Genomic DNA, 21,854 nt, shown 5'->3' on the forward strand with positions numbered 1-21,854 from the left:
CCGGACGGCTTCACCCCGTCCGCCCGGCGGGCGAGCGTCGGAAACCGGCCATTTCCGGGGCCCGTTGCTGCGCCGGGTCGCGGCCATGAGCTCTGATGGTTCCCGAGAATCCGGGGCCGGCCAGGCCACGGGAGGGGAGACGGGGAGGGTGTCGTCGATGGCCGAGCGTGGCAGTGGGCCGACCGCAGGGCCGGGCGGCCGGGCCAACGGGAACACCGACTGGGTCCGCCGCTACCACCCCAACCCGCACGCGCCTTTCCGGCTGGTGGCGCTGCCGCACGCCGGCGGGTCCGCCAGCTACTTCTTCCGCTTCGCCGAGCTGATGGCGCCCACCGCCGAGGTGCTGGCCGTCCAGTACCCGGGCCGACAGGACCGGATCGCGGACCCGCCGCTGCCCAGCGTCGAACTGCTCGCCGACGCCGCCCACCTGGCGCTCCGGCCCTTCGCCGACCGGCCGTTGGCCTTCTTCGGGCACAGCATGGGCGCCGTCCTCGCCTACGAGGTGGCGCGCCGCTTCGAGGCCACCGACGGGCTGGTCGCCCAGGGGCTCTTCCTCTCCGGGCGTCGCGCACCGACGGTCCACCGCACCGAGACGGTGCACCAGCGCGACGACGACGGGCTGATCGCCGAGGTGGTTTCGCTCAGCGGCACCGATGCGGCGGTGCTGCGCGACCCGAGCATCGTGGCCATGGTGCTGCCGGCGCTGCGGGGCGACTACACGGCCATCGAGACCCACCGCCACCGCCCTGGCCCGCCGCTGCGCGCCCCGCTGCACGTCCTGCTGGGCGATGTGGACCCGCGCGTCGACGAGGAGGAGGGCCGGGCCTGGGCGCCGCTGAGCGAGGGGCCGTTCAGCCTGGACACCTTCCCCGGTGCCCACTTCTACCTCGCCGACCACTGGGAGGCGGTGGCCCGGCGGGTGGCGGCGGCGCTGGCGTCCTCGCCCCTGCCGGACTCCGCCGCGCGCTGAGGCCCTCCCCCGGTGCCGGGCCGTCCCGTGCGACGGCCCGGCGGCGGCGTGCGCCAGCGGGTCAGCCGGTGGTGCCCCAGGCCTCGGCGAGCAGCCGGTAGGACCGGACCCGGTCCGCGTGGTCGTGGGTGATGGTGGTGATCAGCAGCTCGTCGGCGCCGGTCGCCGCGCGCAGCCGGGTCAGCCCCTCCACGACCTGGCCCGGGGTGCCGACGAACTGGGTGTCCAACCGGTCGGCGACCAGCCGCCGTTCCTCCGCCGTCCAGCTGAGCGACGCGGCCTCCTCCGGCGTCGGGAACGGGATGGCGCCGCGCCCGTCCCGGATCGCGCGCACCCAGGGCGCGTAGCCGCTGGCCAGCTGGCGCGCCGTCGCCTCGTCCTCGGCCACCACCACATCGGCCGACACCTGCACCAGGGGCTCGGACAGCTCGGCCGACGGCACGAACGCCTTGCGGTAGGCGGCCACCGTCTCCAGCACGGTGCCGGGGCTGACATGGTAGTTGGCGGTGAACGGCAGGCCCCGTTCGCCGGCGACCCTGGCGCTCTCGCCCCCGCTGCTGCCCAGCACCCACAGCTGGATGTCGGCGCCCTCCCCCGGCGTCGCATGCGCGTCAAGACCCTCGGGGGAGCGGTAGGTGCCGTCCAGCAGCGCCCGGATCTCGTCCACCTGCTCGGCGTAGTCGCGCGGTTCGGAGCCCGGCGCGTGCAACAGCCGCTGGTGCACGGCGAATCGGGGCGAGGCGAGCAGCTTTCCCGGGTTGAAGGGAGGCGGGATCAACAGCCCCTCGACCTCGCGCGCCTCGACGGGCGCGGGCTCCGGCCTGGGCTTGTCGGCCTCGTGCCCCCGCTTCGCCCGATGGCCCGAGCGGCCGAGGCCCAGATCGACGCGGCCAGGGGCGAGGGCGTCCAGGATGCCGAACTGCTCCACCACCGCCAACGCCGTCTGGTGGCCGAGCTGGACCGCGCCCGAACCCACCCGGATTCGCCGGGTGGCGCCGGCGATCAGGCCGATCACCAGGGCGGGCTGCGAGCTGGCCACGCCGGGGACCAGATGGTGCTCGGCCAGCCAGTAGCGGTGGTAGCCCAACTCCTCGGCGTGCCGGGCCAGATCCGCGGTGTTGCGCAGCGCCTGGCCGGCGGTGCCTCCGGAGCTGATGGGGACCAGGTCGAGTATGGACAGCGGCACGGACTCGTGCGACATGCGCACCCCTCTCAGTGGCGGTTCACTCGGGTGACCGGCCGGTCGACGGGCGGGGGACGGGGGGCGGGGAGGCCACGGGTGTCCCGTCCCCCGCGTCGACGACCGGGCGGCGGTGGTCCGTCAGCGCGCTGCGGGCACCAGCCTGTCGGCGGGCTGGCTCGGCGACCGGCCGGCCGGGCGGGGCAGACCGTAGTGCTCGCGCAGTGTGCTGCCGGTGTACTCGGATCGGAACAGGCCGCGTTGCCGCAGGATCGGCACCACCTGCTCGGCGAAGACGTCGAAGCCGCCGGTCAGCCAGGGCGGCATGATGTTGAAGCCGTCGGCGGCCCCGTTCTCGAACCACTCCTGGATCTGGTCGGCGACCTGCTCCGGGGTGCCGGTGACCACCCGGTGACCCCTGGCCCCGGCGAGCTGGTGCAACAGCTGCCGCACGGTGGGCTGTTCGCGGTCGATGATGTCGAGGATCACCTGGAACCTGCTGCCGTTGCCGCGTTCGCCGCCGGTCTCGATCAGCTCGCGCGGCACCGGGCCGTCCAGCTGCTCGGTGGTCAGCCGCACGCCCAGGACGCGGTCCAGCATCCGCAACGAGTACTCCGGCTGCGTCAGCTCGTCGAACTCGGCGTGCAGCGCCCGGGCTTCGGCCTCCGTCGAGCCGATGAACGGGCTGATGCCGGGCAGCACCAGCAGTTGGTCGGGGTCACGCCCCGCGGCTGCCGCGCGCCGCTTCAGGTCGGCGTAGAACTCCTGCCCGCTGGCCAGGGTCTGATGGGCCGTGAACACCGCCTCGGCGAAGCGCGCGGCGAACGCCCTTCCGTCCTCGGACGAGCCGGCCTGCACATAGACCGGGCGGCCCTGCGGCGTGCGCGGGATGTTGAGCGGCCCGCGCACCGTGAAGTGCCGGCCCAGGTGCTCGATGGGGTGCACCCGGTCGGTGTCGGCGAAGAGCCCGGACGCCGGGTCGGCGACCAGCGCCTCGTCCTCCCAGCTGTCCCACAGCTTGCTGACCACCTCGACGAACTCCCGCGCCCGGTCGTAGCGTTCGGCGTGCGCCGGATGGGCCTCCAGGCCGAAGTTCGCCGCCGCCTGCGGCGCGCCGGTGGTGACGATGTTCCAGCCGGCCCTGCCCTTGCTCAGATGGTCGAGCGAGGCGAGGAGACGGGCCAGGTTGTAGGGCTCGAAGTAGGTGGTGGAGGCGGTGGCGATCAGCCCGATCCGCTCGGTGACCGCCGCCAGGGTCGCCAGCGAGGTGAACGGCTCCAGCCGGAACCTGCTGGCGTAACGGACGTTGTCGGCGAGCGCGGGACCGTCGGCGAGGAAGATCCCGTCGAACTTCTCCGCCTCGGCTCGGCGCGCGATGTCCTGGTAGTAGTGGATGTCCAACAGGCGCTCGGGCGCCGAACCCCGGTAGCGCCAGGCTGCCTCGTGGTGACCGCCCGGGTAGATGAAGAGGTTGAGGTGCAGTTGACGGCGCGAGCGCTCATCTGCCTGACGGGTCACGGGAGTTCGCCCTCCTCGACGCTGGGGCTGACGGAGTCGCCGGCCGGGTCCACACCCAGCAGGGTGAGCAGCTCGGTGCGGAGCGCCGCATAGCGCGCGGTGCCGGGGCTGCGCGGCGGCGGCAGGTCCACCGGCAGATCGGCGGCGATCCGGCCCTCGTCCAGCACCACCACCCGGTCGGCCAGCGCGATCGCCTCGTCCACATCGTGCGTGACCAGCAGCACGGCCGGCCGGTGCCGGGCGCAGAGCTGACGGAGCAACGTGTGCATCCGCAGCCGCGTCAGCGCGTCCAGCGCGCCGAACGGCTCGTCCGCCAGGAGCAGTTCGGGATCACGCACCAGCGAGCGGGCCAGCGCGACGCGCTGCTGCTCGCCCCCCGACAGCTCCACCGGCCAGGCCCGTTCCCGCCCCTCAAGGCCGACCTCGGCCAGCGCCGTCCTCGCGCGCGCCTCGGCGTCGTGGCCGCCGAGGCCAAGCGCCACGTTGTCCAGGACCCGCTTCCAGGGCAGCAGCCTGGCGTCCTGGAAGACCACGGAGACCTTCTCCGGCGCGGCCAGCTCCTGATAGGACGTCACCTCGTGGTCGATGCCGGCCAGAACGCGCAGCAGCGTGCTCTTCCCGGAGCCGCTGCGCCCGATCAGGGCCACGAACTCGTCGGACGCGATGTCGAGATCCAGCCCGTCCAACACCCGCCGCTCGCCGAACCGTCGGGTCAGCGAGGCGATGTGCACCGCGGAGCCGGCCGGTGCGGCGGCCGTCAGTCCGCCAGCGTGCGCTGCCATGACAGTGCCCTTCGTTGCGCGAGCCTCACCAGGCCGTCGGAGATCAGGCCCAGCAGTCCGTAGACCACCAGGCCCACGAGGATGACGTCGGTCTGGCCGTAGGTGCGCGCCAGCTCCATCATGTAGCCGATGCCGCTGGTCGCGTTGACCTGTTCGACCACCACCAGGGAGAGCCACGCCGAGGTGACGGCGAACCGCAGGCCCAACAGGAATCCGGGCAGCGCGCCCGGCAACACCACATGCCGCAGGAAGGCCCACCGGCTCAGCCGCAGGGTCTCGGCCAGCTCCACATAGCGGCTGTCGATGCCGCGCAGCCCGTGGTGGGTGTGGATATAGATCGGGACCAGCACGCCGAGGGTGATGGTGATGACCTTCATGGACTCGCCGATGCCGAACCAGAGGATCAGCAGCGGGATCAGCGCCAGCGAGGGAATCGACCGCTTGATCTGCACCGGACCGTCGATCACCCCCTCGCCCAGCCGGCTGAGGCCGGCGACCAGCGCCAGCACAAGACCGGCGGCGACGCCGAACGCGAGACCGGAGAGGGCGCGTTCGGTCGACGCCCACAGGTGGTCCTGGAGCCGGCCCTCCTCGATCAGCTCCCCAGCGGTGGCGACCACGTCCCATGGCGCCGACAGGTTCCGCTCGTCGATCAGCCCGGCGGCCGAGCCCATGGCCCAGACGGCCAGCAGCAGCGCGGGGCCGATGGCCCAGCCGAACGGGATGGGGCGGCCGGGGCCGAGACGCCGCCGGCGCCGCCTGAGGCGGGTGGCGGCGGGGCGGGTGGCCGCGGCTTGCCGGGGGGCCGGCTCGGGCGGGGCATCGGGGCCGGTGACCGCCGGCTTGGACAGCTCGGTGCTCATCCCTCGTCACCCCCTTCGGCCGCGTCGCCGGCCGCCGGGCCGCCGGTCGCGGCGACGGCGTCGGACCAGGCTTCGGCGGCCACGGCCTCGAAGCGGCGGTCGAAGAGGATCTCCGCGTCGAACGACTCGTTGTCCAACTCCGCCGCCAGCAGGTCGATCGTCTGCTGCTGCCGCTCGATGGCGTCCGTCCAGTCCGCCGGGATGTCGGGGTGGCCGCTCTGCTCGACCAGATAGGCGCCGTCCTCGTAGGAGAGGCCCTGATCGGCGATGTAGTAGCCCTCGATCCACTCCTCGGGGTGCTCGTCGATCCAGAGCTGGGCGCGGGCCCAGATCCTGACGAACTCCCTGATGGCGGCGGCCTTCTCGGGATCGCTCACCGACGAGGTGGGCACCCACAGATGGCCCGGGTCGTCGCGCAGGCCGTGCGGGATCAGGCTGCCGCCCTCGTCGCCGTACTGTTCCGCGTAGCGGCGGATGTGCACCGAGCCCAGCGGCGCCACCTCGACCTGGCCGCTGCCGAGCGCCGTGGGGTAGACGTCGCCCGTGCTGGGCAGCTCGACCAACTCCACATCGTCGTGGCCGAGTCCGGCCGCGTCCAACACGCGCAGGATCAGGGCGCCCTGGGCCTGGCCGGGGCTGAAGGCGATCTTCTTGCCGCGCAGGTCGGACAGCTCCTCGACCTCGACTCCCGGCGCGACGCCCAGCTCGTAGATGGGGTGCGCGATCGGGTCGTCGCGGAACTCGGCGGCCACCAGCCTGGTGTCCAACCCCGTCCAGTGGGCGTGGATGGACGGGATCTCGGCCGCCGAGCAGATGTCGAGGGAGTCGGCCCGGAACGCCTCGGAGCACTGGGGTCCGCCGCTCAGGTTGGCCCACTCGACTTCGAAGGGGATCTCGTCGATGAGGCCCGAGAGTTCGAGGGCGACCTCGATCTCCGGGGTGCCGATGGTCAGCTTGGTGTCGGGGGAGACGGTGTCGGGGATCGGGGTGTCGGCGAGGTCCGAGGCGCTCGCGGTCGCGGTGTCGTCGGCGCAGCCGGTGGTCAACAGCAGGGAGCCGAGCAGCAGCGCGGTGCCGAGGACGGCGGGGCGCGAGGCGCCACGGAGACGCGGGGGTGATCCATACCTGGGCATAGGTGGTTCCAAGAGGTGAGGAATCGCCGCAGGGGCCGTGCGACGGTTCGACCGGCGCCAGGACGGGCGCCGCGTGGCGCGGGGGCGCGTGGCGTCGGTGGGCAGGGGAAGCCGGCCGGTGGGGCGGAGGGGCCCGTCGGCTGGGGGGAGTGCGCCTGAGCCGGTGAACGGCTGCCGCAGCGGCGTCGATGCGGGGGCGCGGCCGGGGAGCGGAGCGCGGGGGTCAGTGACAGATGGCGGTGCTCACGCGCATCAGGTCGACGGCGCGGCGCTCGGTGAAACGCTCGGAGGTCCGCATGTCGGGGAACGTAGCGAACGTCTGCGCGAAGGGTCAAGACACCTCACACCGGTCCGTCGCGGGGGCGGGACGCGCTTGGTGCGGAGGACATGAGGCGGCAATGTTGTGACGTCCAACTCCCTTATGAGGCACGTTAGTTGGGCATCTCTTGCGGTGTTGGAACGCCATGTGAAATCGGTATGGCATGGCGCCAGGTGCGAACGTGCGTCCTCGCTTTCGAGGACGCGCCCGCGCCGCGCCCGACACCGGCCGGCCGCGCGCCGGCCGGACGACGGGGGCGGGCAATCGTTCGGTATGGCGCGGCGATCGATGATCGAAACCCTCTAGTCCTCAGAGTGAAAAGCGCATTATCGTCCTCTCTGGCTGTATTGCAGGTTCACCTCTTGGAGGCAGTGACCATGCCCGAACCACTGGGCGTTCAGCTCTATACCGTGCGCGAGGCGATCGCGAACGATCGCGACGGCGCCCTGCGCCGGATCGCCGACATCGGATTCACCGCCGTCGAACCCTATGACCCCACCAACGACCCCACGGGCTTCCGCCGGGTGGCCGACGACCTGGGCTTCACCGTCCCCGTCATCCACGCTGTCGCCCTGGTCAGGGAAGACGAGCCGGGGCCGGTCTTCGACGCGATCAACACCATCGGCACCAAGGCCGCCATCGTCCCCGCCGGCATCCCCGAGGAGGACTTCACCACCCGGGACGGCATCGCCCGCGCCGCCGACCTGCTCAACGGACTGGCCCAGCAGGCCGCCACCCACGGCATCCAGCTCGGCTACCACAACCACTGGTGGGAACTGGAGCCGGTGATCGAGGGCCGCCACGCCCTGGAACTCCTCGCCGAACTCCTCGACCCCGCCGTCTTCCTGGAGCTGGACACCTACTGGGCCGCCCTCGGCGGTGCCGACGTCCCCCGCCTGTTGACCGACCTGGGCGAGCGGGTGCGGGCCCTGCACGTCAAGGACGGGCCCCTCACCCGGGACGGCGCCCATCTCGCCGTCGGCGCCGGAGTGATGCCGGTGCGCGACATCCTCGCCGCCGCCCCCGACGCGCTGCGCATCGTCGAACTCGACAGCTGTGACACCGACCTCTTCGAGGCCTTGGCCGCGAGCCGCGCCTACCTCACCACCCTGGAGCCCGCATGACCACCGGCCCCGTGGGCGTCGCAGTCGTCGGCGCCGGAGTCATCAGCGACGCCTACCTCAAGGCCCTCACCAGCTTCCCCGACACCCGGGTGCTCGCCGTCGCCGACCTGGACACCGAGCGCGCCGCCCGGGTGGCCACCGAGCACCAGGTGCCCGTCGCCGGCGATCTGGACACGGTGTTGGCGGTGCCCGAGGTCGAGATCGTCGTCAACCTCACCGTGCCCGCCGCCCATGCCGAGGTGGCCGAAGCCGCCGTCCGGGCGGGCAAGCACATCTACGGCGAGAAGCCCCTGACCACCCTGCCCGAACAGGGCGAACAGCTGCTGGCACGGGCCGCCGAACGCGGACTGCTGGTGGGCAACGCTCCCGACACCTTCCTCGGCGCCGGCATACAGACCGCGCTCCGCGCCGTCCGGGCCGGCCACATCGGCACCCCGATAGCCGCACACACCGCCGTGCAGAGCCTGGGCCCCGAGGGGTGGCACCCCGACCCGGCCTTCTTCTACCAGCCGGGCGCCGGGCCGCTCTACGACATCGGCCCCTACTACCTCACCTCCCTGGTCGCTCTCTTCGGTGGCGTGGCGAGGGTCGCCGCCACCGCCCGCCGGGGCCGCGACCGCAGGGTCACCGGCTCGGGCCCCAAGGCGGGCCAGCAGTTCCCCGTTGACGTGCCCACCCATGTGAGCGCGCTGTTGGAGTTCCACTCGGGCCCGAGCGCCGCCTCGGTCTTCAGCTTCGACTCGGCCAACCGCCGGATCATGTTCGAGGTCATCGGCAGCGAGGGCGCCCTCGCCGTGCCCGACCCCAACACCTTCACCGGCCCCGTCCAGGTCAGGGCCAACGACTCCGACGAGTGGCAGGACCTCCCGGTCACCGGGACGACCGCCGGCCGAGGCATCGGTGTCCTGGAGATGGCCAGGGCCCTGCGCACCGGCCAACCACACCGCGCCTCCGGCGAGTTGGCGCTCCATGTGCTGCGCACCATGGCCGCCATCACGGACTCGGCCGAGGCACACACCTTCACCGACGAGAGCGTCGACACCCCCCTTCCCGCCCCGAGCCCGCTGCCCGAGGACTGGGACCCCTACGCCGCGGAACTCGGCTGACCGACCGGCATCTCCCCACGCCGCGCCACCTCTCTCCGCTCGTTCCTCCTTCCCGGCTCCTTCGTCCCGGCTCCTCCTTCTCGGCTCCTTCGTCCTCCGCTGTCTACTCCTCTGCCCCTCCTCTCTCTCGGGCCAGGCGCGTCACCTCCCGGCGCCGCGCCGACCGCCCGCAGCCGCCCGGCCCCGCACCCTGGCCCGGCGGCTGCGGCCTTCCCTGCCGAAGGCGCCACCCACGTCCTAGACGCTACGCGTGATCACAGAGAGTCGCAATCACCCGTTGGGGTTCACTCTCCGTACAGGGATTGCCGTTTCGGATCTCCGCCGTCCAGGGCCTTCAGCGGAACCCGCTCGTTGCCGAACCTCTGGGAGACGGCCTCCGGCGAGGCCGTCGCGCGCTCCGCGACCCCGCGATCGCGACCGCGCGGTAGCCCTGCCCCAACCTTGGAGGACGGATGCCCGGCAGAGAGACGCCCCCGATGGAGGTCGCCCCCGGCGTTCACCGCATGGGCGATGAAGCGGTCAACTTCTATCTGGTGCGCTCCGATGAGGGGCTGATCCTGATCGATGCCGGTCTTCCCGCGCATCTCGGCCAGCTCCGGGATTATCTGGTGAGCATCGGGCATGATCTGGAGGACATCCGGGCGGTGTTGCTCACCCACGCCCATCCCGACCACACCGGCCTCGCCGCCCCGCTCCATGGCGCCGGCTCCGCCGTCCTGGTGCACGCCGAGGACGCGCCCATCCTCCGCGACGGCCCGCGCAGCACGTTCCGGCACGCCAAGCCCGAGCGCTCCCTCGCCCGCTATCTGCTGCGTCGCCCCGCCGCGCTGGCGATCCCGCTGCACGTCGCGCGCAAGGGCGGTTTCACCGCGCGCCCCGTCGCCGGGGCCACCGCCTTCGCTGCGGACCAGCGGCTGGAGTCCGTGCCCGGGCGCCCCATGGCGCTGTCGCTCCCCGGGCACACCCCCGGCTCCACGGCCTTCCACTTCCCCGAGCGGAGCCTGCTCTTCACCGGTGACGCCCTGGTCGCCGCCGACCGCATCGTCGGACACATCGGCCCCTGCCTGGTCCCTCGCGGGTTCACGCACGACGGGGCCGCCGCCCTTGCCGCGCTCGACCGGATCGATCAACTCCCCTACGAGACCTTGCTGTTGCCCGGCCACGGCGCCCCCATCGCCGGACCGCCAACGGAGGCCACCCGGCTGGCCCGCCAGTTTGGTGTCCGCTGACCGCCCCCGCCAAGCGGCTCGTTCCGTCGTTCGCACGCCGATGAGTTCTGCGCCCAGGAACGGTCTATCCCTCGGCAGTTCCCACACGTCGAGGACGAGGAGTCCGGCATGCAGAAGATCATCACGCACTTCTGGTTCGATCAGCAGGCGGAAGAGGCGGCGCGGCTCTACACGTCGATCTTCGACAACTCCCGCATCCTGGAGATCCAGCGCTACGGAGAGTCGGGGCCCGGCGAGCCGGGCTCGGTGATGACGGTGGCCTTCGAGTTGTTCGGGCAGCGGTTCATCGGTCTCAACGGCGGCCCCGAGTTCACCTTCAACGAGGCGATCTCGCTCTATGTGGAGTGTGAGTCCCAGGAGGAGGTCGACAACTACTGGACGAAGCTGACCGCCGATGGCGGGCAGGAGGTCCAGTGTGGATGGCTCAAGGACAAGTTCGGCGTCTCCTGGCAGATCGTGCCGAAGGTCCTTACGGAGTTGATCGCCGACCCCGACCCCGAGAAGTCCCAGCGGGTGATGGCGGCGATGCTCGGCATGAAGAAGATCGACATCCAGGGACTCAAGGACGCGTACGCGGGCTGATCGCACGAGCACCGGCCGGGAGCCGGGGGCGGCACGGCCCCCGGTTCGCGGCCTCCGGCCCCCAGCCGTCATTTCTCGCTGTTGCCGGCCTCGACGTAGTGGCCGTGGAGCATCCCGGTCGCTTGACCGACCTCGATCAGATAGCCATCGGGATCGCGCAGATAGCAGCGGATCTCCGCCCCTCTGTCCAGGGGCTCCGTGACGAACTCGGCGCCCCTGCCGCGCCATTCGTCATAACGGGCCTGGATGTCCGCGACCCGGAGGTTCAGAAAGGCGGAGGCGGTGTCGGGATCGGTTGGCGCGGCGAGGCTGATGCCTGGCTTGTCGGGGGTGGGCCCGCCGCAGGGGTTCATGATGATCCAGGTGTTGGCGAGCCTGACGGTGCAGGGGTTCTCGGCGAGGACGATCTCCCCGCCCAGGACCTCGCTGTAGAAGTGGCGGGCACGGGCCACGTCCCGCACGGTCAGGAAGTGGGCCACCAAGAGGCCCTGTTCGGCCGTGGGCGCGGGAAAGGACTGGTTCGCCATGGAGGATCCTTCGAGGTGAACGGTGGGGTCCGGGGCTTATCATCCGTTGGTTCGCCGGCGGGGGACGGTACGGCGCGCGGTGCGCTGGCCACGCGGTGCGCTGGGCACGCGGTGCGCTGGGCGCGCGGTGCGCTGGGCGCGCCGGCGTGAGCGTGTGGGGGTGCGCTGGGCGCGACGTGTTCGCGCCCTGCCCGGTGGGCGGGTGACGGATGGTGAGAGAGGGGCACGATGGTGGATCGGCTGCCGGTGGACGAGGTGGCGCCGGAGAGCGGCCTGCTCTATGTGGCGCGGCTCGACGGTCGGCGGATGGGTGATCGGGACGGGGTGTTCGCCCGGTTCCAGGAGGAGCTCCGGCTCCCTGACTACTTCGGATGGAACTGGGATGCCCTGATCGACTGCCTGCGGGATCTGCGCTGGCTGGGCGCGGAGCGCTGCCTCCTGGTCGTCGAACACGCCGAGGCGCTGCTGGCCGACCACCCCGGGGAACGGGCGGAGCTGCTGGAGACCCTGGAGCGGCTGAGCGCGGGGAGCGCGGGGGGCGCCGGCCGTGGGCGGGTCCCCCTGCGGGTGGTGTTGCTGGCCGACTGACGCGGCCCCTGCGGCTTGCCGGGCGTGGCATGTCCCTGGCGAGGGGTAGTCGCCGCCGTGGCGGTCACCGCGAGTCATGTGCCCGGCGTTCGATGCGTTGGACGGCCGGTGCGTTATGACCCCATGACGGACGGCTGGCTCCGCCAGACCCGTTGGCCGGGTAGCCGCGCCGGATGGCCGGCGGCGTCGGAGGATTTGGCCCGCGGGGCTCCGTGGCGGGCAGCGGCCCGCGTAGTCGCGGCCCCTGCGGCTTGCCGGGGTCCGAATCCCGCGCCGGATGGCCGGCGGTGTCGTGGCCGCCGGGCCCTGGGGCCCTCGTGACCAGCGGGCGCCGTGCCCAGCGGCCCGCGCTGGTCGGTTCAGTCGCTGGTCGGTCAGGTGTGGTGGGTGGGCGAGGCCGCCTGTTGCAGGGCCTGTGCCGAAGCGGCGTGGAGTGCGGTGGGGGCGCCGGGCCAGGCGAGGGTGTGAAGGGCCAGGTCGGCGGTGCGGAGGGGTTGGTCGGGGTGGCCGAGGCCGTCGGCGCGGAGGTTGGGGAGGGTCTCTGTCAGCCGGAAGACCGTGTCGTCCGCCGGATCGGCCCGGTAGCCGTCGGTCGGCGGCGTCGGGATCTCGTCCAACACGGCCTGGGAGAGCTCCCGATAGCGCAGCCGCAGCGCGTTCCGCTGCTCGTGGAAGCGGGCGAACCGTTCGGTGCGGACCTCGGGCAGGAGATAGAGGATGCCCAGGTTCCAGGGGCTGGTCCACAGCTGGAGGGCGTCGGCGTGGCAGAGCGCGTGCAGCCGGACGGGCGCGGCGAGGGGGAGTCGCGCCAGCGCGTCGGCGATGTGCAGCGGGCCGGCGACCGTGCCGCTGAGCAGGGCCTCCAGAATGTCGTCCTTGGTTCTGAAGTGGTGGTAGAGGGACGGCTGACGCATGCCGACGGCCTCGGCGATCTTCCGGGTCGAGGTCGCGGCATAGCCGCGGGTGGTGAACAACTCCCCGGCCGCGTCGAGGACTTCGTCTCTCGGTGTGGTGCCGGGCCGGCGTTTCTGTGCGAGCCGGGGGCGCCCCGGGACACTGGTGCTCACCGCACCAGGATGCCAGGGGCGCCCCGCCCGGTGGTCAGCGGGCCGGTGCCAGGTCGGCGTCGGGGGAACGGGGAGCGGCCGGGGCCGAGGGCGCGGACGGGGGCGGCCCGGCGGGATCGGTGGCCGGGCTGAGCGCGGCGACCGTCAGATAGGCGAGCAACGAGGCCCCCGCGGCGAGGAAGGTCGACCAGCCGTCGATCGATTCCGACAGGATGTCGTTGGAGACATGGAGCAGGGTGTTCTCGGTGCCATAGATGGTGGGGGTGAGCACAAAACACACCAACCGCACCGCGATGCCCACCACGATCGCCGCGCCAGCCGCCCGCGCCCCGCCGCGCCGCCAGAAGGTGCCGAGGACAAAGGGCGCGATCAGGCTGGCGAGCAGCAGGTCGAAGGTGAGCGTCAGCAGGATGCCGGTCTGCGGGACGCGGAGCGCGACCACGGTGGCCGCCACGGCGATCGGCAGCATGGTGACGCGGGTGGCGCGCAGCACCCGGGGGGTCATCGCGCTGGCGCCGGCGTCCACCCGCAACACGTTCCTGACCACCACGGACGAGGTGGCCAGCAGGATGCCGCCGATGGTGGTCAGGCTGGCGGCCAGCAGGCCGGCGAGGACGACCACGGCCAGCCAGGTCGGGGCGTGGTGGCCCAACAGCACGTAGAGGATGGGGCCTTCGGCGGCGCGGTCGCCCACCACGGTGACGGCGGCCAGGGCGACGAAGGACAGCGGGAGGCAGAACACCAGAATGCCTCCCGCCGCTGAGAGCGCCGCGCGGCGTGCGTCCCCGGGGCCGCGCGCGGAGAAGATCCGCTGCATCAGGTCGATGGCGACGAGGTTGCCCAGGCCCAGGGCGATGATGGTGGCCCAGTTGACGGCCGCGCCGTGCTCGGTCGAGGTCAGCTGTTCCAGGTCGCCTGGGCCGAGCCCGGCCGGGATGTCGAATCCGTGGGTGGTGGCCATCCAGATCACCAGGGCCAGGATGCCGACCGTGTTCAGCGCGAACTGGGCGAGTCCGGTGGACAGTCCGGCGAACATGCCGCCGGAGAGGGTGTAGAGGAGCACGATCGGGATGGTCACGACGATGCCCGTGGTGTAGCTGAGGCCGGAGAAGAACTCGAAGAGGAAGCCGATGGCGACCAGGTTTCCGGCGAGCAGGATGGCGAAGCTGCCGACGGTGAGCACGGAGGAGGCCAACTGCACGCCCCGGCCGAAGCGTTGCTCGAAGAAGTCGGGCAGGGTGACTGCCTCGCTTGAGCGGATGCGGCGGGCGAAGAACAGCCCCATCAGCAGCAGGCAGAGGGCGAGGCCGATCGGCAGCGCGGCGCCGGCCCAGAAGCCGAAGCCGGACGCGAGATCGGCGTTGCCCAGCGTCGCGTTGGAGTCCACGGCCTGCGAGATGAGCAGGGTGGCCACCAGCGCGGCGGGCAGACTGCGGCCGGCCACCAGGTAGTTGGCCGGGTCGCCCTGGACGCGGCGGGCGGAGAGTACGCCGATCGCTGTGATCAGCGCCATGCAGATACCGACGCCGGTGATGATCATGTGGTGCTCCAAACGGGCGAGGAGGGGCGGGGAGCGAGCCCAGCGTCGGCGTCGGAGTCGCGTGCGGGGGAAGCAGGGGACAAGGGGGATGGGGGCGTACCGGCTGGTCAGCCGGGGTGGGCGGCCTGTCGCTGTTTGGCCTCCTGGCCGAAGGAGGCCGGCGGACGGGCGTTCTCGGGCAGCGTCAGGCTGCCGTCGGCGAGGCGTTTCCGCAGGTAACGGAAGCTCTGCGCCGTCTGCGCGAACAGGTGCTCGCCGGCCACCAAAGGCGGCTGTGTCGGCTGGCGTTCGTCGACGAGGGCCGGCAGCGGTGCGACGGCGGTGTCGTAGTCCACGTTGAAGAACAGCGGGAACGAGTACCGTTCCGCTGGCACCTTGCGGACCCGGTGGGTGGTCGCGGTGAACTCACCGTTGGTCCAAACCTCCAGCAGATCACCGATGTTCAGCACGAACGCGTTCTCGACGAAGGGCACGTCGAGCCAGTCACCGGCGCCGTTCATCACCTCAAGGCCGCCGGTGGTGGGACGCAGCAGGGTGAGGCATTCGTAGTCGGTGTGCGCGCCGATGCCGGGGCGGTCCTGGGCGGCGGCGTCGAACGGGTAGTGGATCAGCCGCAGTTGGGCCGGCGGGGCGCTGACATGGCGGTCGAAGCGGTCCGCTGGTTCGCCGAGCGCCTCGGCGAAGGCGCGGAGCAGCACGCGGGCGAGGTCGAAGACCGCCAGATAGTAGGCCAGCACCGGTTCGCGGAAGTCGGCCAGATCGGGCCACTGGTTGGGGCCCAGCAGCGGATTGCCCGCGAGATAGCGGGGGTCGTCCGCCGGAAGGTCGAGGGAGAGGTCGAACGCCTCCTTGTGGTCGGGCGTCGCGCCCGCGAACACCTCCTCGCCGATGGGCACATAGCCCCGGTGGTTGCTGGAGCGGCCGATATAGGAGCGCATCTTCGCCTCGGTCGGCAGGTCGAAGAACCGCCTGGTGGCGGCAAGGAGTTGGTCGAAGAGGGCCGGGTCCACGCCATGGCCGACCAGTTGGGCGAAGCCGACGCGGCGGCCGGCGTCCCCGAGCCGGGCGATCGTGGCCGCGCGGTCCTGGTGGCCGGCGGTCAGCAGCGGCGCGATGTCGAGCACCGGGACATCGGTGAAGTCCGTTGTTTCCATGGGGGGTTCCTCTCTCCGGGCGTCAGGCCACGGCGAGCGTCCAGACCGTTCGGGTGGGGTGTCCCTCGGGGGTGTGGTCGGCGACGGTCAGCCGTCCCGGCTCGCCACCGGGGACGGGGGCGAGGTCGGTTCCGACCCGCCAGGGCAGGGTGGAGCGGACGATGCGCCAGACCTCGCCGCGACCGTCGTCCGGGCCCACGATGCGGCCCATGGACAGTTCGAAATCGACCAGTTGGCGGGCACGGTGAATGTCCGGTGCGGCCTCGCGCAGCTGGTCGAGCAGCGAGGTGTCGTCCCGTAGCGTGCCTGGCGCGCGGTCCCGGACATAGCCGAAGTGGTCGCCGAGCCGGAGCAGCAGACCCTGCCGTCCGTCGGGGCCGCGCAGCGGCGTCTCCCGGACGGTGGGCGACATGGGCGGCGGCGCCGCGACCCAGCGCTCGGTGTAGGGCCGGTGCACGCCGGTCTCGATCAGCGCGCCGTCGGGGCCGCGGTGGAGCCGGCCGGCGTCGGGGGTGGGCCCGGCGGGGTGCAGGGAGAGCGGCCTGGTCCACTCCACCCGGTCGCCCTGGTCCAGCAGCCGGCCGGCGAACGCCTCCTGGCCGGCCAGGGCCAGCACCTCGTCGACGTCCAGGCCGGCCAACGAGGCGGCGGTGGAGCGCTGTTCGGCCGGCGGCTGCCGTAGGTCGCAGTAGTGGACGTCTAGGTGCAGCCAGTGAACCTCGGTGCGGGTGTCCGGCGGCAGGTCGGGCAGCCTGATCCAGTCGCGTCGCCACAGCCGGCGGCGGGGCAGGGCGTGGGCCCCCACCGCCTCGGGCGCCTTCATCGTCCCGCTCCGGCCGGTTCCCCATCGGGGGCGATGACCACCAGCGGGTCCCCCGCCGCGACCTGGGCGCCGGCGCCGACCACCACCTCGTGGACCACGCCGGCGCTGGGCGCGGTGACCAGGGTCTCCATCTTCATGGCCTCAAGCGCGAGCAACGGCTGGCCGGCCTTAACGTGTTCGCCCCTGGCCACGTCGACCCGCCAGACGTTGGAGACGAACGGGGCGTCCACCCGCGCGCCGCCCTCGGGAAGGACCAGCTCGGTGGCCGGTGGGGGAGCGGCGGCCGACTCGGCACGGCTGGCGCGGTCGAACTCGCCCGCCGCCTCCCACTGGGCGCGCTCCCGGGCGAAGGCGGCCGTCTGGCGAGCCCGGAAGGCGGCGATGGACGTGGCGTTCTCGGCCAGGAACTGTTCATGGGCGGCGAGCGAGAAGGTGCCGTCCTCGATCTCCGGCCGGGCGCGGCCGGCCGCCATGTCGGCGCGCAGTTCCAGGAGTTCGTCGGCGCTGACCGGGTACCAGGAGATGCGGTCGAAGAACCGCAGCAGCCAGGGGCGGTCGGGGGCGAACGGCGGGGTGCGGCGGAAGCGGCTCCACACCTGGGTGGTGCGGCCGACGAACTGGTATCCGCCGGGCCCCTCCATGCCGTAGACACAGAGATAGGCCCCGCCGATGCCGACCGAGTTCTCCGCCGTCCAGGTGCGGGCCGGGTTGTACTTGGTGGTGACCAGCCGGTGACGCGGGTCCAGTGGGGTGGCCACCGGCGCGCCCAGATACACGTCGCCCAGGCCCAGTACGAGGTACTCCGCGCCAAAGACGGTCTCCAGCACGTCGTCCACGCTCGCCAGCCCGTTGACCCGTCGGATGAACTCGATGTTCCACGGGCACCAGGGCGCGTCGTCGCGGACGCCCGTCATATAGCGTTCGACGGCTTCCCTGGTCGCCGGATCGTCCCAGCTCAGCGGCAGTCGGACGCGGCGGCTCGGCACCACCAGGCGCGAGGTCGCGGGCAGCGCGCCCTCGATCTCGACGAGCGCGCCGAGCAGCTTCCCGAGCGGCAGCACATCGGGGTCGGTGTGCACCTGGAGGGAGCGGATGCCGGGGGTCAGATCGACGATGCCCGCCAGCTCGCCGCGCTCCCGCAGCTGGTCGAGCCGGGTGTGCAGGGCGTGCACGCGGGCGCGCAGCGCCAGGTCGAGCACCATCTCGCCGTACTCGACCAGGAGATGGTCGTCGCCGCCACGCCGGTAGGTGACCGCCGGCGCGCCGTCGCCGCCGGGCCGGCGGGCCAGCACCCCGTCGTCCCCGTCCCCGCCGTCGGGCGGGACGGCGCGGCGGGCGGCGCCGCGCGCGGGGGAGAGGTCGCCGCGCGAGGGCGCGGTGTCCGCGCGCACCGGCACGAAGCGCACGGTGTCGCCCGGCCGCAGCTGCCCCAACTTCCAGCGCTCGGCGCCGATCACCGTCACCGGGCAGACGAATCCGCCGAGGCTGGGCCCGTCGGGGCCGAGCAGGATCGGCGTGTCCCCGGTGAAGTCCAGGGCGCCGACGGCATAGGCGGTGTCGTGGATGTTGGACGGGTGGAGCCCGGCCTCGCCGCCGTCGGCGCGGGCCCAGGCCGGTTGGGGGCCGTCAAGACGCACCCCGGTTCTGGCCGAGTTGAAGTGCACGGTGTAGGCACTGCGGTAGAGCGTGCCGATGTCCTCGTGGGTGAAGAACTCCGGTGCCCCGTGCGGGCCCTCGGTGACCGCCAGCTCCCAGGCGTCGGTCAGCGCCGGGCGCCGGTCGGCCGGCACCTGGCCGACCGGCGCGCCGGCCGCCGTCCCGGTGCGCAGCACATCGCCGACGCGCAGCGCCCGCCCGCCGTGGCCGCCGAAGCCCCCGAGGGTGAACGTCGATGCGCTGCCCAGATAGAGCGGAACGTCGAGGCCGCCGGCGAACAGCAGATAGGTGCGCAGCCCAGGACCGGGCGCGGCGCCGATGTCCAGTGCGCCGCCGGCCGGCACGGTGAACGGCTCCCAGAGCGGCATCTCGGCACCGTCCACGGTCACCGGGCACGGTGCGCCGGTCACACAGACGGTCGTGGCATGGCTGAAGCTCAGCGCGGGCCCCTGTGCTGTGCACTCCAGGCCAGGGGCTCCTTCCGGGTTGCCCAGGGCCGCGTTGCCCAGCCGGAAGGACAGTTCGTCCATCGGGCCGCTCGGCGGAACCCCCACCTGCCACAGGCCGATCCGGCCGGGCGCGTCCTGCACGGTGCTCAACAGTCCCGGCCTGGTCACGGTGATCCGGGGCGTGGGATCGGCGACGGTGTCCAGGGTGGCCGTGTGGTGGGTCGCCGCCCGTACCTCGGGATGTTCGGTCAGCGCGGCCAACAGGCCCAGATTCACCTCGATGCCGTGCATGGTGGTGGCGCGCAGTGCCTTCCCGAGCCGATCGAGCGCCGCGTCCCTGGTCGGTCCTGTGGTGATCACCTTGGCCAACAGCGGGTCGTAGCAGGTCGACACCTCGGTGCCGGACTCGACCCAGCCGTCCACCCGGACGGGTGGCCCGGCGGGCAGGACGACCTCGGTCAGCAGCCCCGCGCTCGGCGCGAACCCGCGCGCCGGGTCCTCCGCGTAGACGCGGGCCTCCACCGCGTGCCCCGTGACCGGGACCGCGCCGCTGGTGGCGCCCTCGGGGAGATGGGGGTCGAGCACCCCGCGCTCGCCGCGCGCCAGCCGCAGCATCCAGGCCACCAGATCGACGCCGGTGACCTCCTCGGTGACCGGATGTTCCACCTGGAGACGGGCGTTGACCTCAAGGAACGACGCCTCTTCGCGGCGCGGGTCGTAGACGAACTCCACGGTGCCCGCCCCTCGGTAGGCGACCGAGGCGGCCAGGGCGCGGGCGGAGGCGTGCAGCCGTGCGCGCAGCGCTTCGGGGAGGTCGGGGGCGGGTGCCTCCTCCACCACCTTCTGGTGGCGGCGTTGGAGCGAGCAGTCCCGGTCGCCCAGCGAGACCACCCGCCCGGTGCCGTCGCCGAAGATCTGCACCTCGACATGGCGGGCGCGCTCCACATAGCGTTCGGCGAAGACGCCGGCGGTGCTGAAGCTGGTCGCGGCCAGCCGACTGACCGCCGCATAGCGCTCGTTGAGTTCCTGGGCGTCGTGGCAGACCCGCATCCCGATGCCGCCCCCGCCGCCGGTGGCCTTGAGGATCACCGGATAGCCGATCTCGTCGGCCGCGGCGACGGCCGCCGCCGCGTCGGGCAGCAGCTCGGTGCCGGGAAAGACGGGCACCCCGGCGGCCCTGGCCGCGGCGCGCGCGGTGTGTTTGGTGCCGAAGATCCGCAGCTGCTCGGGCGTGGGGCCGACGAAGACCAGCCCGGCGGCTGTGACCGCCTCGGCGAACGCGGCGTCCTCGGAGAGGAACCCGTAGCCCGGGTGCACCGCGCCGGCACCGGTGCGGGCCGCGGCCTCCAGCAGGGCGTCCCGCCGCAGATAGCTCTCGCTCGCCGGGGCCGGGCCCAACCGGACGGCCTCGTCGGCGAGGTGGACATGGGGGGCGCCCCGGTCGACGTCCGAGAACACCGCGACCGTGCGCAGTCCCAGCATCCTGGCCGAGCGGATGATCCGGCAGGCGATCTCGCCCCGGTTGGCGACCAACAGGGTCTCGAACGCGGGTGGTCGGGTCATGCGGTGGCCCCCGGCTCAGGCCGGGTGACGACCATCCGCACCGGCGTCGGGTCGAAGGCGTTGCAGGGGTTGTTGATCTGCGGGCAGTTGGAGACCAGGACCAGGGTGTCGACATCGGCACGCACGGCGACCCGTTTGCCCGGGGCCGAGAGGCCGTCCACGATGCCCAGTGCGCCGTCCGGATCGACCGGGACGTTCATGAACCAGTTGATATTGGGCGCCAGATCCCGGGCGGTCAGCCCATGACGTGCCCCTTCGCGGAGAAAGTTTTCTTTGCAGCTGTGTTGATGTTCGGTGTGATGCCCGTAGCGAAGGGAGTTGGACTCCTTGGAGCAGGCGCCGCCCAGGGTGTCGTGCGCGCCCACCTCGTCGTCCACCACGGTCATCAGGGCCTCGCCGGTGTCGGCGCGCAGCACCGATCCGGTGGTGAGGAGGATTCCGCCCTGGCGACGCACGGTCTCCGGCGCCGAGTAGCGCACGGCGGTGTCCCGCGCGGCATAGAGCAGGCAGTCCACGGCCTGGTTCCCCGCCAGATCCACGATGGTCAGCACATCCCCGGCTGCCACCACCGCCGACCAGGGCGCGCGGGCGGCCACCAGCTGGTCGAGCAGCACCTCTCCCGGCACCAACGCCGGTGCGGTGGAAGGGAGTTGCTCCATGCTCGCGGTCATCGCACACCCCTCGCCAGCAGATCGGAATCGGTGTTGGCGATGGCCGCCAGATGCTCGGGGCCCAGCTCGCCCAGCAGCTCCCCGGCGGCCAGCGCCGCGAGGTCCGCCTCGGCGCGCCAGGCCCTGATCTCCAGGGGGGAGCAGCTGAACTCAGCCCTCGGGTCCAGTGGATGCGCGGTGTTGGCGATCAGGACCAGGGTGTCCAGATGGGTCAGCAGCTCGACGGAGCGGCCGGGGCCCGCCGACCCCAGAAAGCCGAGGCGGCCGGCCGCGTCCACCCGCACCCCCTGGAAGAAGGAGACGGACGGCGGCAGGTCACGGACCGTCAGATCGTGCTTGAGCGCGCCCATCAGGAGCAGCTCCCGGCCGGCCGGCGTGGTGGAGAACGGTGCGGACGCGCCGTAGCGCGCGTTGTTGCCGGCCGCGGTGCTGGTGCCGGTGAGCGCGTCATGGTGCCCTTCGGCGGTGTCGGCGACCACCGTGGCCAGCACCCGGCCGAATCCGCTCAGCAGCGGATGCCCGGTGGTGGGATACGCCTGCCAGGGCACCTTGACCGTGTCAGCGACGCTGAGCCGCTCCTGGGTGGCGCCGGCCCGGTGCAGGAGCAGGTGCGCACAGGCGTCGCCGGCCGGGTCGGTCAGCCCCAGCCGGGTGCCCCTGGCCAGCGCGGCGGTGGTGTACCCGCCGGGGGCCACGGTCTCCGCCCAGGTGAGGGGCCCGGGCAGCGGCCCTTCCTGGCCCGGGATCCGGGGTGCGCGCTCCGGGGGCACATGGCGCATATGGGGGGCGACCCGTCCGTGCTGGTCCCGCGCGTGGGCTCTGGCCCCGGCGGTGGTGGCGGTGCCGGCAGCGGCTCCGCCTGGCGTCGATGTCACATCCACTCCCGCGACGATGGTTTCTATCAACTGATCCGAAAGGGTCTCGGCCGTCGATTTCCGCCGGGCCGCCCGGGGCGAGAACAGCGTGTTGCGGGAGGTGGGTTGGTGTTTCCGCCGTATGGCGGAAGGCTC

20 protein-coding genes are annotated in these 21,854 nt (G+C 72.5%); 6 read left to right on the forward strand and 14 right to left on the reverse strand.

What is annotated here, in order from left to right; genetic code table 11:
• The first annotated feature begins 157 nt into the window (after positions 1–157).
• Complete coding sequence (locus K4G22_RS26385; RefSeq protein ID WP_228082945.1) at positions 158–970, forward strand: thioesterase II family protein; 813 nt, start codon at positions 158–160, stop codon at positions 968–970.
• Positions 971–1,031: 61 nt separating this feature from the next.
• On the opposite strand, the gene K4G22_RS26390 is transcribed toward K4G22_RS26385, so the two are convergent.
• The 6 genes from K4G22_RS26390 to K4G22_RS32050 form a co-directional block, all read right to left on the reverse strand.
• Positions 1,032–2,171: an LLM class flavin-dependent oxidoreductase gene (locus K4G22_RS26390; RefSeq protein WP_228082946.1), complete on the reverse strand. Its 1,140-nt coding sequence runs from the start codon at positions 2,169–2,171 to the stop codon at positions 1,032–1,034.
• Positions 2,172–2,291: 120 nt separating this feature from the next.
• Positions 2,292–3,668, reverse strand: coding sequence for an LLM class flavin-dependent oxidoreductase (locus tag K4G22_RS26395; protein ID WP_228082947.1), 1,377 nt, complete (start codon positions 3,666–3,668; stop codon positions 2,292–2,294).
• Positions 3,665–4,450, reverse strand: coding sequence for an ABC transporter ATP-binding protein (locus tag K4G22_RS26400; protein WP_228082948.1), 786 nt, complete (start codon positions 4,448–4,450; stop codon positions 3,665–3,667). The genes K4G22_RS26395 and K4G22_RS26400 overlap by 4 nt, the downstream gene beginning before the upstream one ends.
• The gene (locus K4G22_RS26405; protein WP_228082949.1) at positions 4,426–5,313 is read right to left on the reverse strand and encodes an ABC transporter permease; all 888 of its coding nucleotides are present in this window, start codon (positions 5,311–5,313) and stop codon (positions 4,426–4,428) included. The genes K4G22_RS26400 and K4G22_RS26405 overlap by 25 nt, the downstream gene beginning before the upstream one ends.
• Positions 5,310–6,446, reverse strand: coding sequence for an ABC transporter substrate-binding protein (locus tag K4G22_RS26410; RefSeq protein WP_228082950.1), 1,137 nt, complete (start codon positions 6,444–6,446; stop codon positions 5,310–5,312). The genes K4G22_RS26405 and K4G22_RS26410 overlap by 4 nt, the downstream gene beginning before the upstream one ends.
• Positions 6,447–6,669: 223 nt before the next feature.
• The gene (locus tag K4G22_RS32050) at positions 6,670–6,744 is read right to left on the reverse strand and encodes a putative leader peptide (RefSeq protein WP_425336814.1); all 75 of its coding nucleotides are present in this window, start codon (positions 6,742–6,744) and stop codon (positions 6,670–6,672) included.
• A 398-nt stretch (positions 6,745–7,142) separates the two neighbouring features.
• Here K4G22_RS32050 and K4G22_RS26415 point away from each other — a divergent pair, with 398 nt between their 5' ends.
• From K4G22_RS26415 to K4G22_RS26430, 4 genes are all read left to right on the forward strand, one after another.
• On the forward strand, positions 7,143–7,889 hold the full coding sequence (locus tag K4G22_RS26415) for a sugar phosphate isomerase/epimerase family protein (protein WP_228082951.1): 747 nt from the start codon (positions 7,143–7,145) through the stop codon (positions 7,887–7,889).
• Positions 7,886–8,995: a Gfo/Idh/MocA family protein gene (locus K4G22_RS26420; RefSeq protein ID WP_228082952.1), complete on the forward strand. Its 1,110-nt coding sequence runs from the start codon at positions 7,886–7,888 to the stop codon at positions 8,993–8,995. Before K4G22_RS26415 ends, K4G22_RS26420 begins: the two co-directional genes overlap by 4 nt.
• 452 nt (positions 8,996–9,447) lie before the next feature.
• Positions 9,448–10,224, forward strand: coding sequence for an MBL fold metallo-hydrolase (locus K4G22_RS26425; protein WP_228082953.1), 777 nt, complete (start codon positions 9,448–9,450; stop codon positions 10,222–10,224).
• Between the two features lie 108 nt (positions 10,225–10,332).
• Positions 10,333–10,806 carry a VOC family protein gene (locus K4G22_RS26430; protein ID WP_228082954.1) on the forward strand — a complete coding sequence of 158 codons (474 nt, stop codon included), beginning with the start codon at positions 10,333–10,335 and terminating at the stop codon, positions 10,804–10,806.
• A gap of 68 nt (positions 10,807–10,874) precedes the next feature.
• Here the strand turns inward: K4G22_RS26430 and K4G22_RS26435 are convergent, their stop codons facing one another.
• The gene (locus K4G22_RS26435) at positions 10,875–11,333 is read right to left on the reverse strand and encodes a VOC family protein (protein WP_228082955.1); all 459 of its coding nucleotides are present in this window, start codon (positions 11,331–11,333) and stop codon (positions 10,875–10,877) included.
• Between the two features lie 228 nt (positions 11,334–11,561).
• Here K4G22_RS26435 and K4G22_RS26440 point away from each other — a divergent pair, with 228 nt between their 5' ends.
• A complete protein-coding gene (locus K4G22_RS26440; RefSeq protein WP_228082956.1) occupies positions 11,562–11,921 on the forward strand; it encodes a barstar family protein in 360 nt (119 codons plus the stop codon).
• Positions 11,922–12,295: 374 nt separating this feature from the next.
• Here K4G22_RS26440 and K4G22_RS26445 read toward each other — a convergent pair whose 3' ends face one another.
• The 7 genes from K4G22_RS26445 to K4G22_RS26475 form a co-directional block, all read right to left on the reverse strand.
• Positions 12,296–12,988: a TetR/AcrR family transcriptional regulator gene (locus K4G22_RS26445; RefSeq protein ID WP_228082957.1), complete on the reverse strand. Its 693-nt coding sequence runs from the start codon at positions 12,986–12,988 to the stop codon at positions 12,296–12,298.
• A gap of 34 nt (positions 12,989–13,022) precedes the next feature.
• A complete protein-coding gene (locus K4G22_RS26450; protein ID WP_228082958.1) occupies positions 13,023–14,528 on the reverse strand; it encodes a sodium:solute symporter family transporter in 1,506 nt (501 codons plus the stop codon).
• Between the two features lie 107 nt (positions 14,529–14,635).
• Positions 14,636–15,682, reverse strand: a complete 1,047-nt coding sequence (locus K4G22_RS26455; RefSeq protein ID WP_228082959.1) for an isopenicillin N synthase family dioxygenase — start codon at positions 15,680–15,682, stop codon at positions 14,636–14,638.
• A 22-nt stretch (positions 15,683–15,704) separates the two neighbouring features.
• Positions 15,705–16,505: a hypothetical protein gene (locus K4G22_RS26460; protein ID WP_228082960.1), complete on the reverse strand. Its 801-nt coding sequence runs from the start codon at positions 16,503–16,505 to the stop codon at positions 15,705–15,707.
• Entirely contained in the window at positions 16,502–20,173 is a 3,672-nt protein-coding gene (gene uca, locus K4G22_RS26465; RefSeq protein ID WP_228082961.1) for an urea carboxylase, read from the reverse strand. Before uca ends, K4G22_RS26460 begins: the two co-directional genes overlap by 4 nt.
• Positions 20,170–20,844 (reverse strand): urea amidolyase associated protein UAAP2, encoded by a 675-nt coding sequence (locus tag K4G22_RS26470; protein ID WP_425336754.1) that lies wholly within the window; start codon positions 20,842–20,844, stop codon positions 20,170–20,172. The genes uca and K4G22_RS26470 overlap by 4 nt, the downstream gene beginning before the upstream one ends.
• Positions 20,841–21,719 carry an urea amidolyase associated protein UAAP1 gene (locus K4G22_RS26475; RefSeq protein WP_228082962.1) on the reverse strand — a complete coding sequence of 293 codons (879 nt, stop codon included), beginning with the start codon at positions 21,717–21,719 and terminating at the stop codon, positions 20,841–20,843. The genes K4G22_RS26470 and K4G22_RS26475 overlap by 4 nt, the downstream gene beginning before the upstream one ends.
• Positions 21,720–21,854: the final 135 nt, after the last annotated feature.

Origin of the sequence: Streptomyces profundus (assembly GCF_020740535.1) — a bacterium.
GTDB classification, from domain to species: Bacteria; Actinomycetota; Actinomycetes; order Streptomycetales; family Streptomycetaceae; genus Streptomyces; species Streptomyces profundus.

Excerpts from the sequence above, each read along its gene's own strand:
- K4G22_RS26440 (WP_228082956.1), top strand. The coding sequence starts at position 11,562 with ATGGTGGATCGGCTGCCGGTGGACGAGGTGGCGCCGGAGAGCGGCCTG.
- K4G22_RS26405 (WP_228082949.1), bottom strand. The coding sequence starts at position 5,313 with ATGAGCACCGAGCTGTCCAAGCCGGCGGTCACCGGCCCCGATGCCCCG.
- K4G22_RS26450 (WP_228082958.1), bottom strand. The coding sequence starts at position 14,528 with ATGATCATCACCGGCGTCGGTATCTGCATGGCGCTGATCACAGCGATC.
- K4G22_RS26400 (WP_228082948.1), bottom strand. The coding sequence starts at position 4,450 with ATGGCAGCGCACGCTGGCGGACTGACGGCCGCCGCACCGGCCGGCTCC.
- K4G22_RS26410 (WP_228082950.1), bottom strand. The coding sequence starts at position 6,446 with ATGCCCAGGTATGGATCACCCCCGCGTCTCCGTGGCGCCTCGCGCCCC.
- K4G22_RS26470 (WP_425336754.1), bottom strand. The coding sequence starts at position 20,844 with ATGACCGCGAGCATGGAGCAACTCCCTTCCACCGCACCGGCGTTGGTG.
- K4G22_RS26460 (WP_228082960.1), bottom strand. The coding sequence starts at position 16,505 with ATGAAGGCGCCCGAGGCGGTGGGGGCCCACGCCCTGCCCCGCCGCCGG.
- K4G22_RS26430 (WP_228082954.1), top strand. The coding sequence starts at position 10,333 with ATGCAGAAGATCATCACGCACTTCTGGTTCGATCAGCAGGCGGAAGAG.
- K4G22_RS26435 (WP_228082955.1), bottom strand. The coding sequence starts at position 11,333 with ATGGCGAACCAGTCCTTTCCCGCGCCCACGGCCGAACAGGGCCTCTTG.
- K4G22_RS26420 (WP_228082952.1), top strand. The coding sequence starts at position 7,886 with ATGACCACCGGCCCCGTGGGCGTCGCAGTCGTCGGCGCCGGAGTCATC.
- K4G22_RS26455 (WP_228082959.1), bottom strand. The coding sequence starts at position 15,682 with ATGGAAACAACGGACTTCACCGATGTCCCGGTGCTCGACATCGCGCCG.
- K4G22_RS26390 (WP_228082946.1), bottom strand. The coding sequence starts at position 2,171 with ATGTCGCACGAGTCCGTGCCGCTGTCCATACTCGACCTGGTCCCCATC.
- K4G22_RS26415 (WP_228082951.1), top strand. The coding sequence starts at position 7,143 with ATGCCCGAACCACTGGGCGTTCAGCTCTATACCGTGCGCGAGGCGATC.
- uca (WP_228082961.1), bottom strand. The coding sequence starts at position 20,173 with ATGACCCGACCACCCGCGTTCGAGACCCTGTTGGTCGCCAACCGGGGC.
- K4G22_RS26425 (WP_228082953.1), top strand. The coding sequence starts at position 9,448 with ATGCCCGGCAGAGAGACGCCCCCGATGGAGGTCGCCCCCGGCGTTCAC.
- K4G22_RS26385 (WP_228082945.1), top strand. The coding sequence starts at position 158 with ATGGCCGAGCGTGGCAGTGGGCCGACCGCAGGGCCGGGCGGCCGGGCC.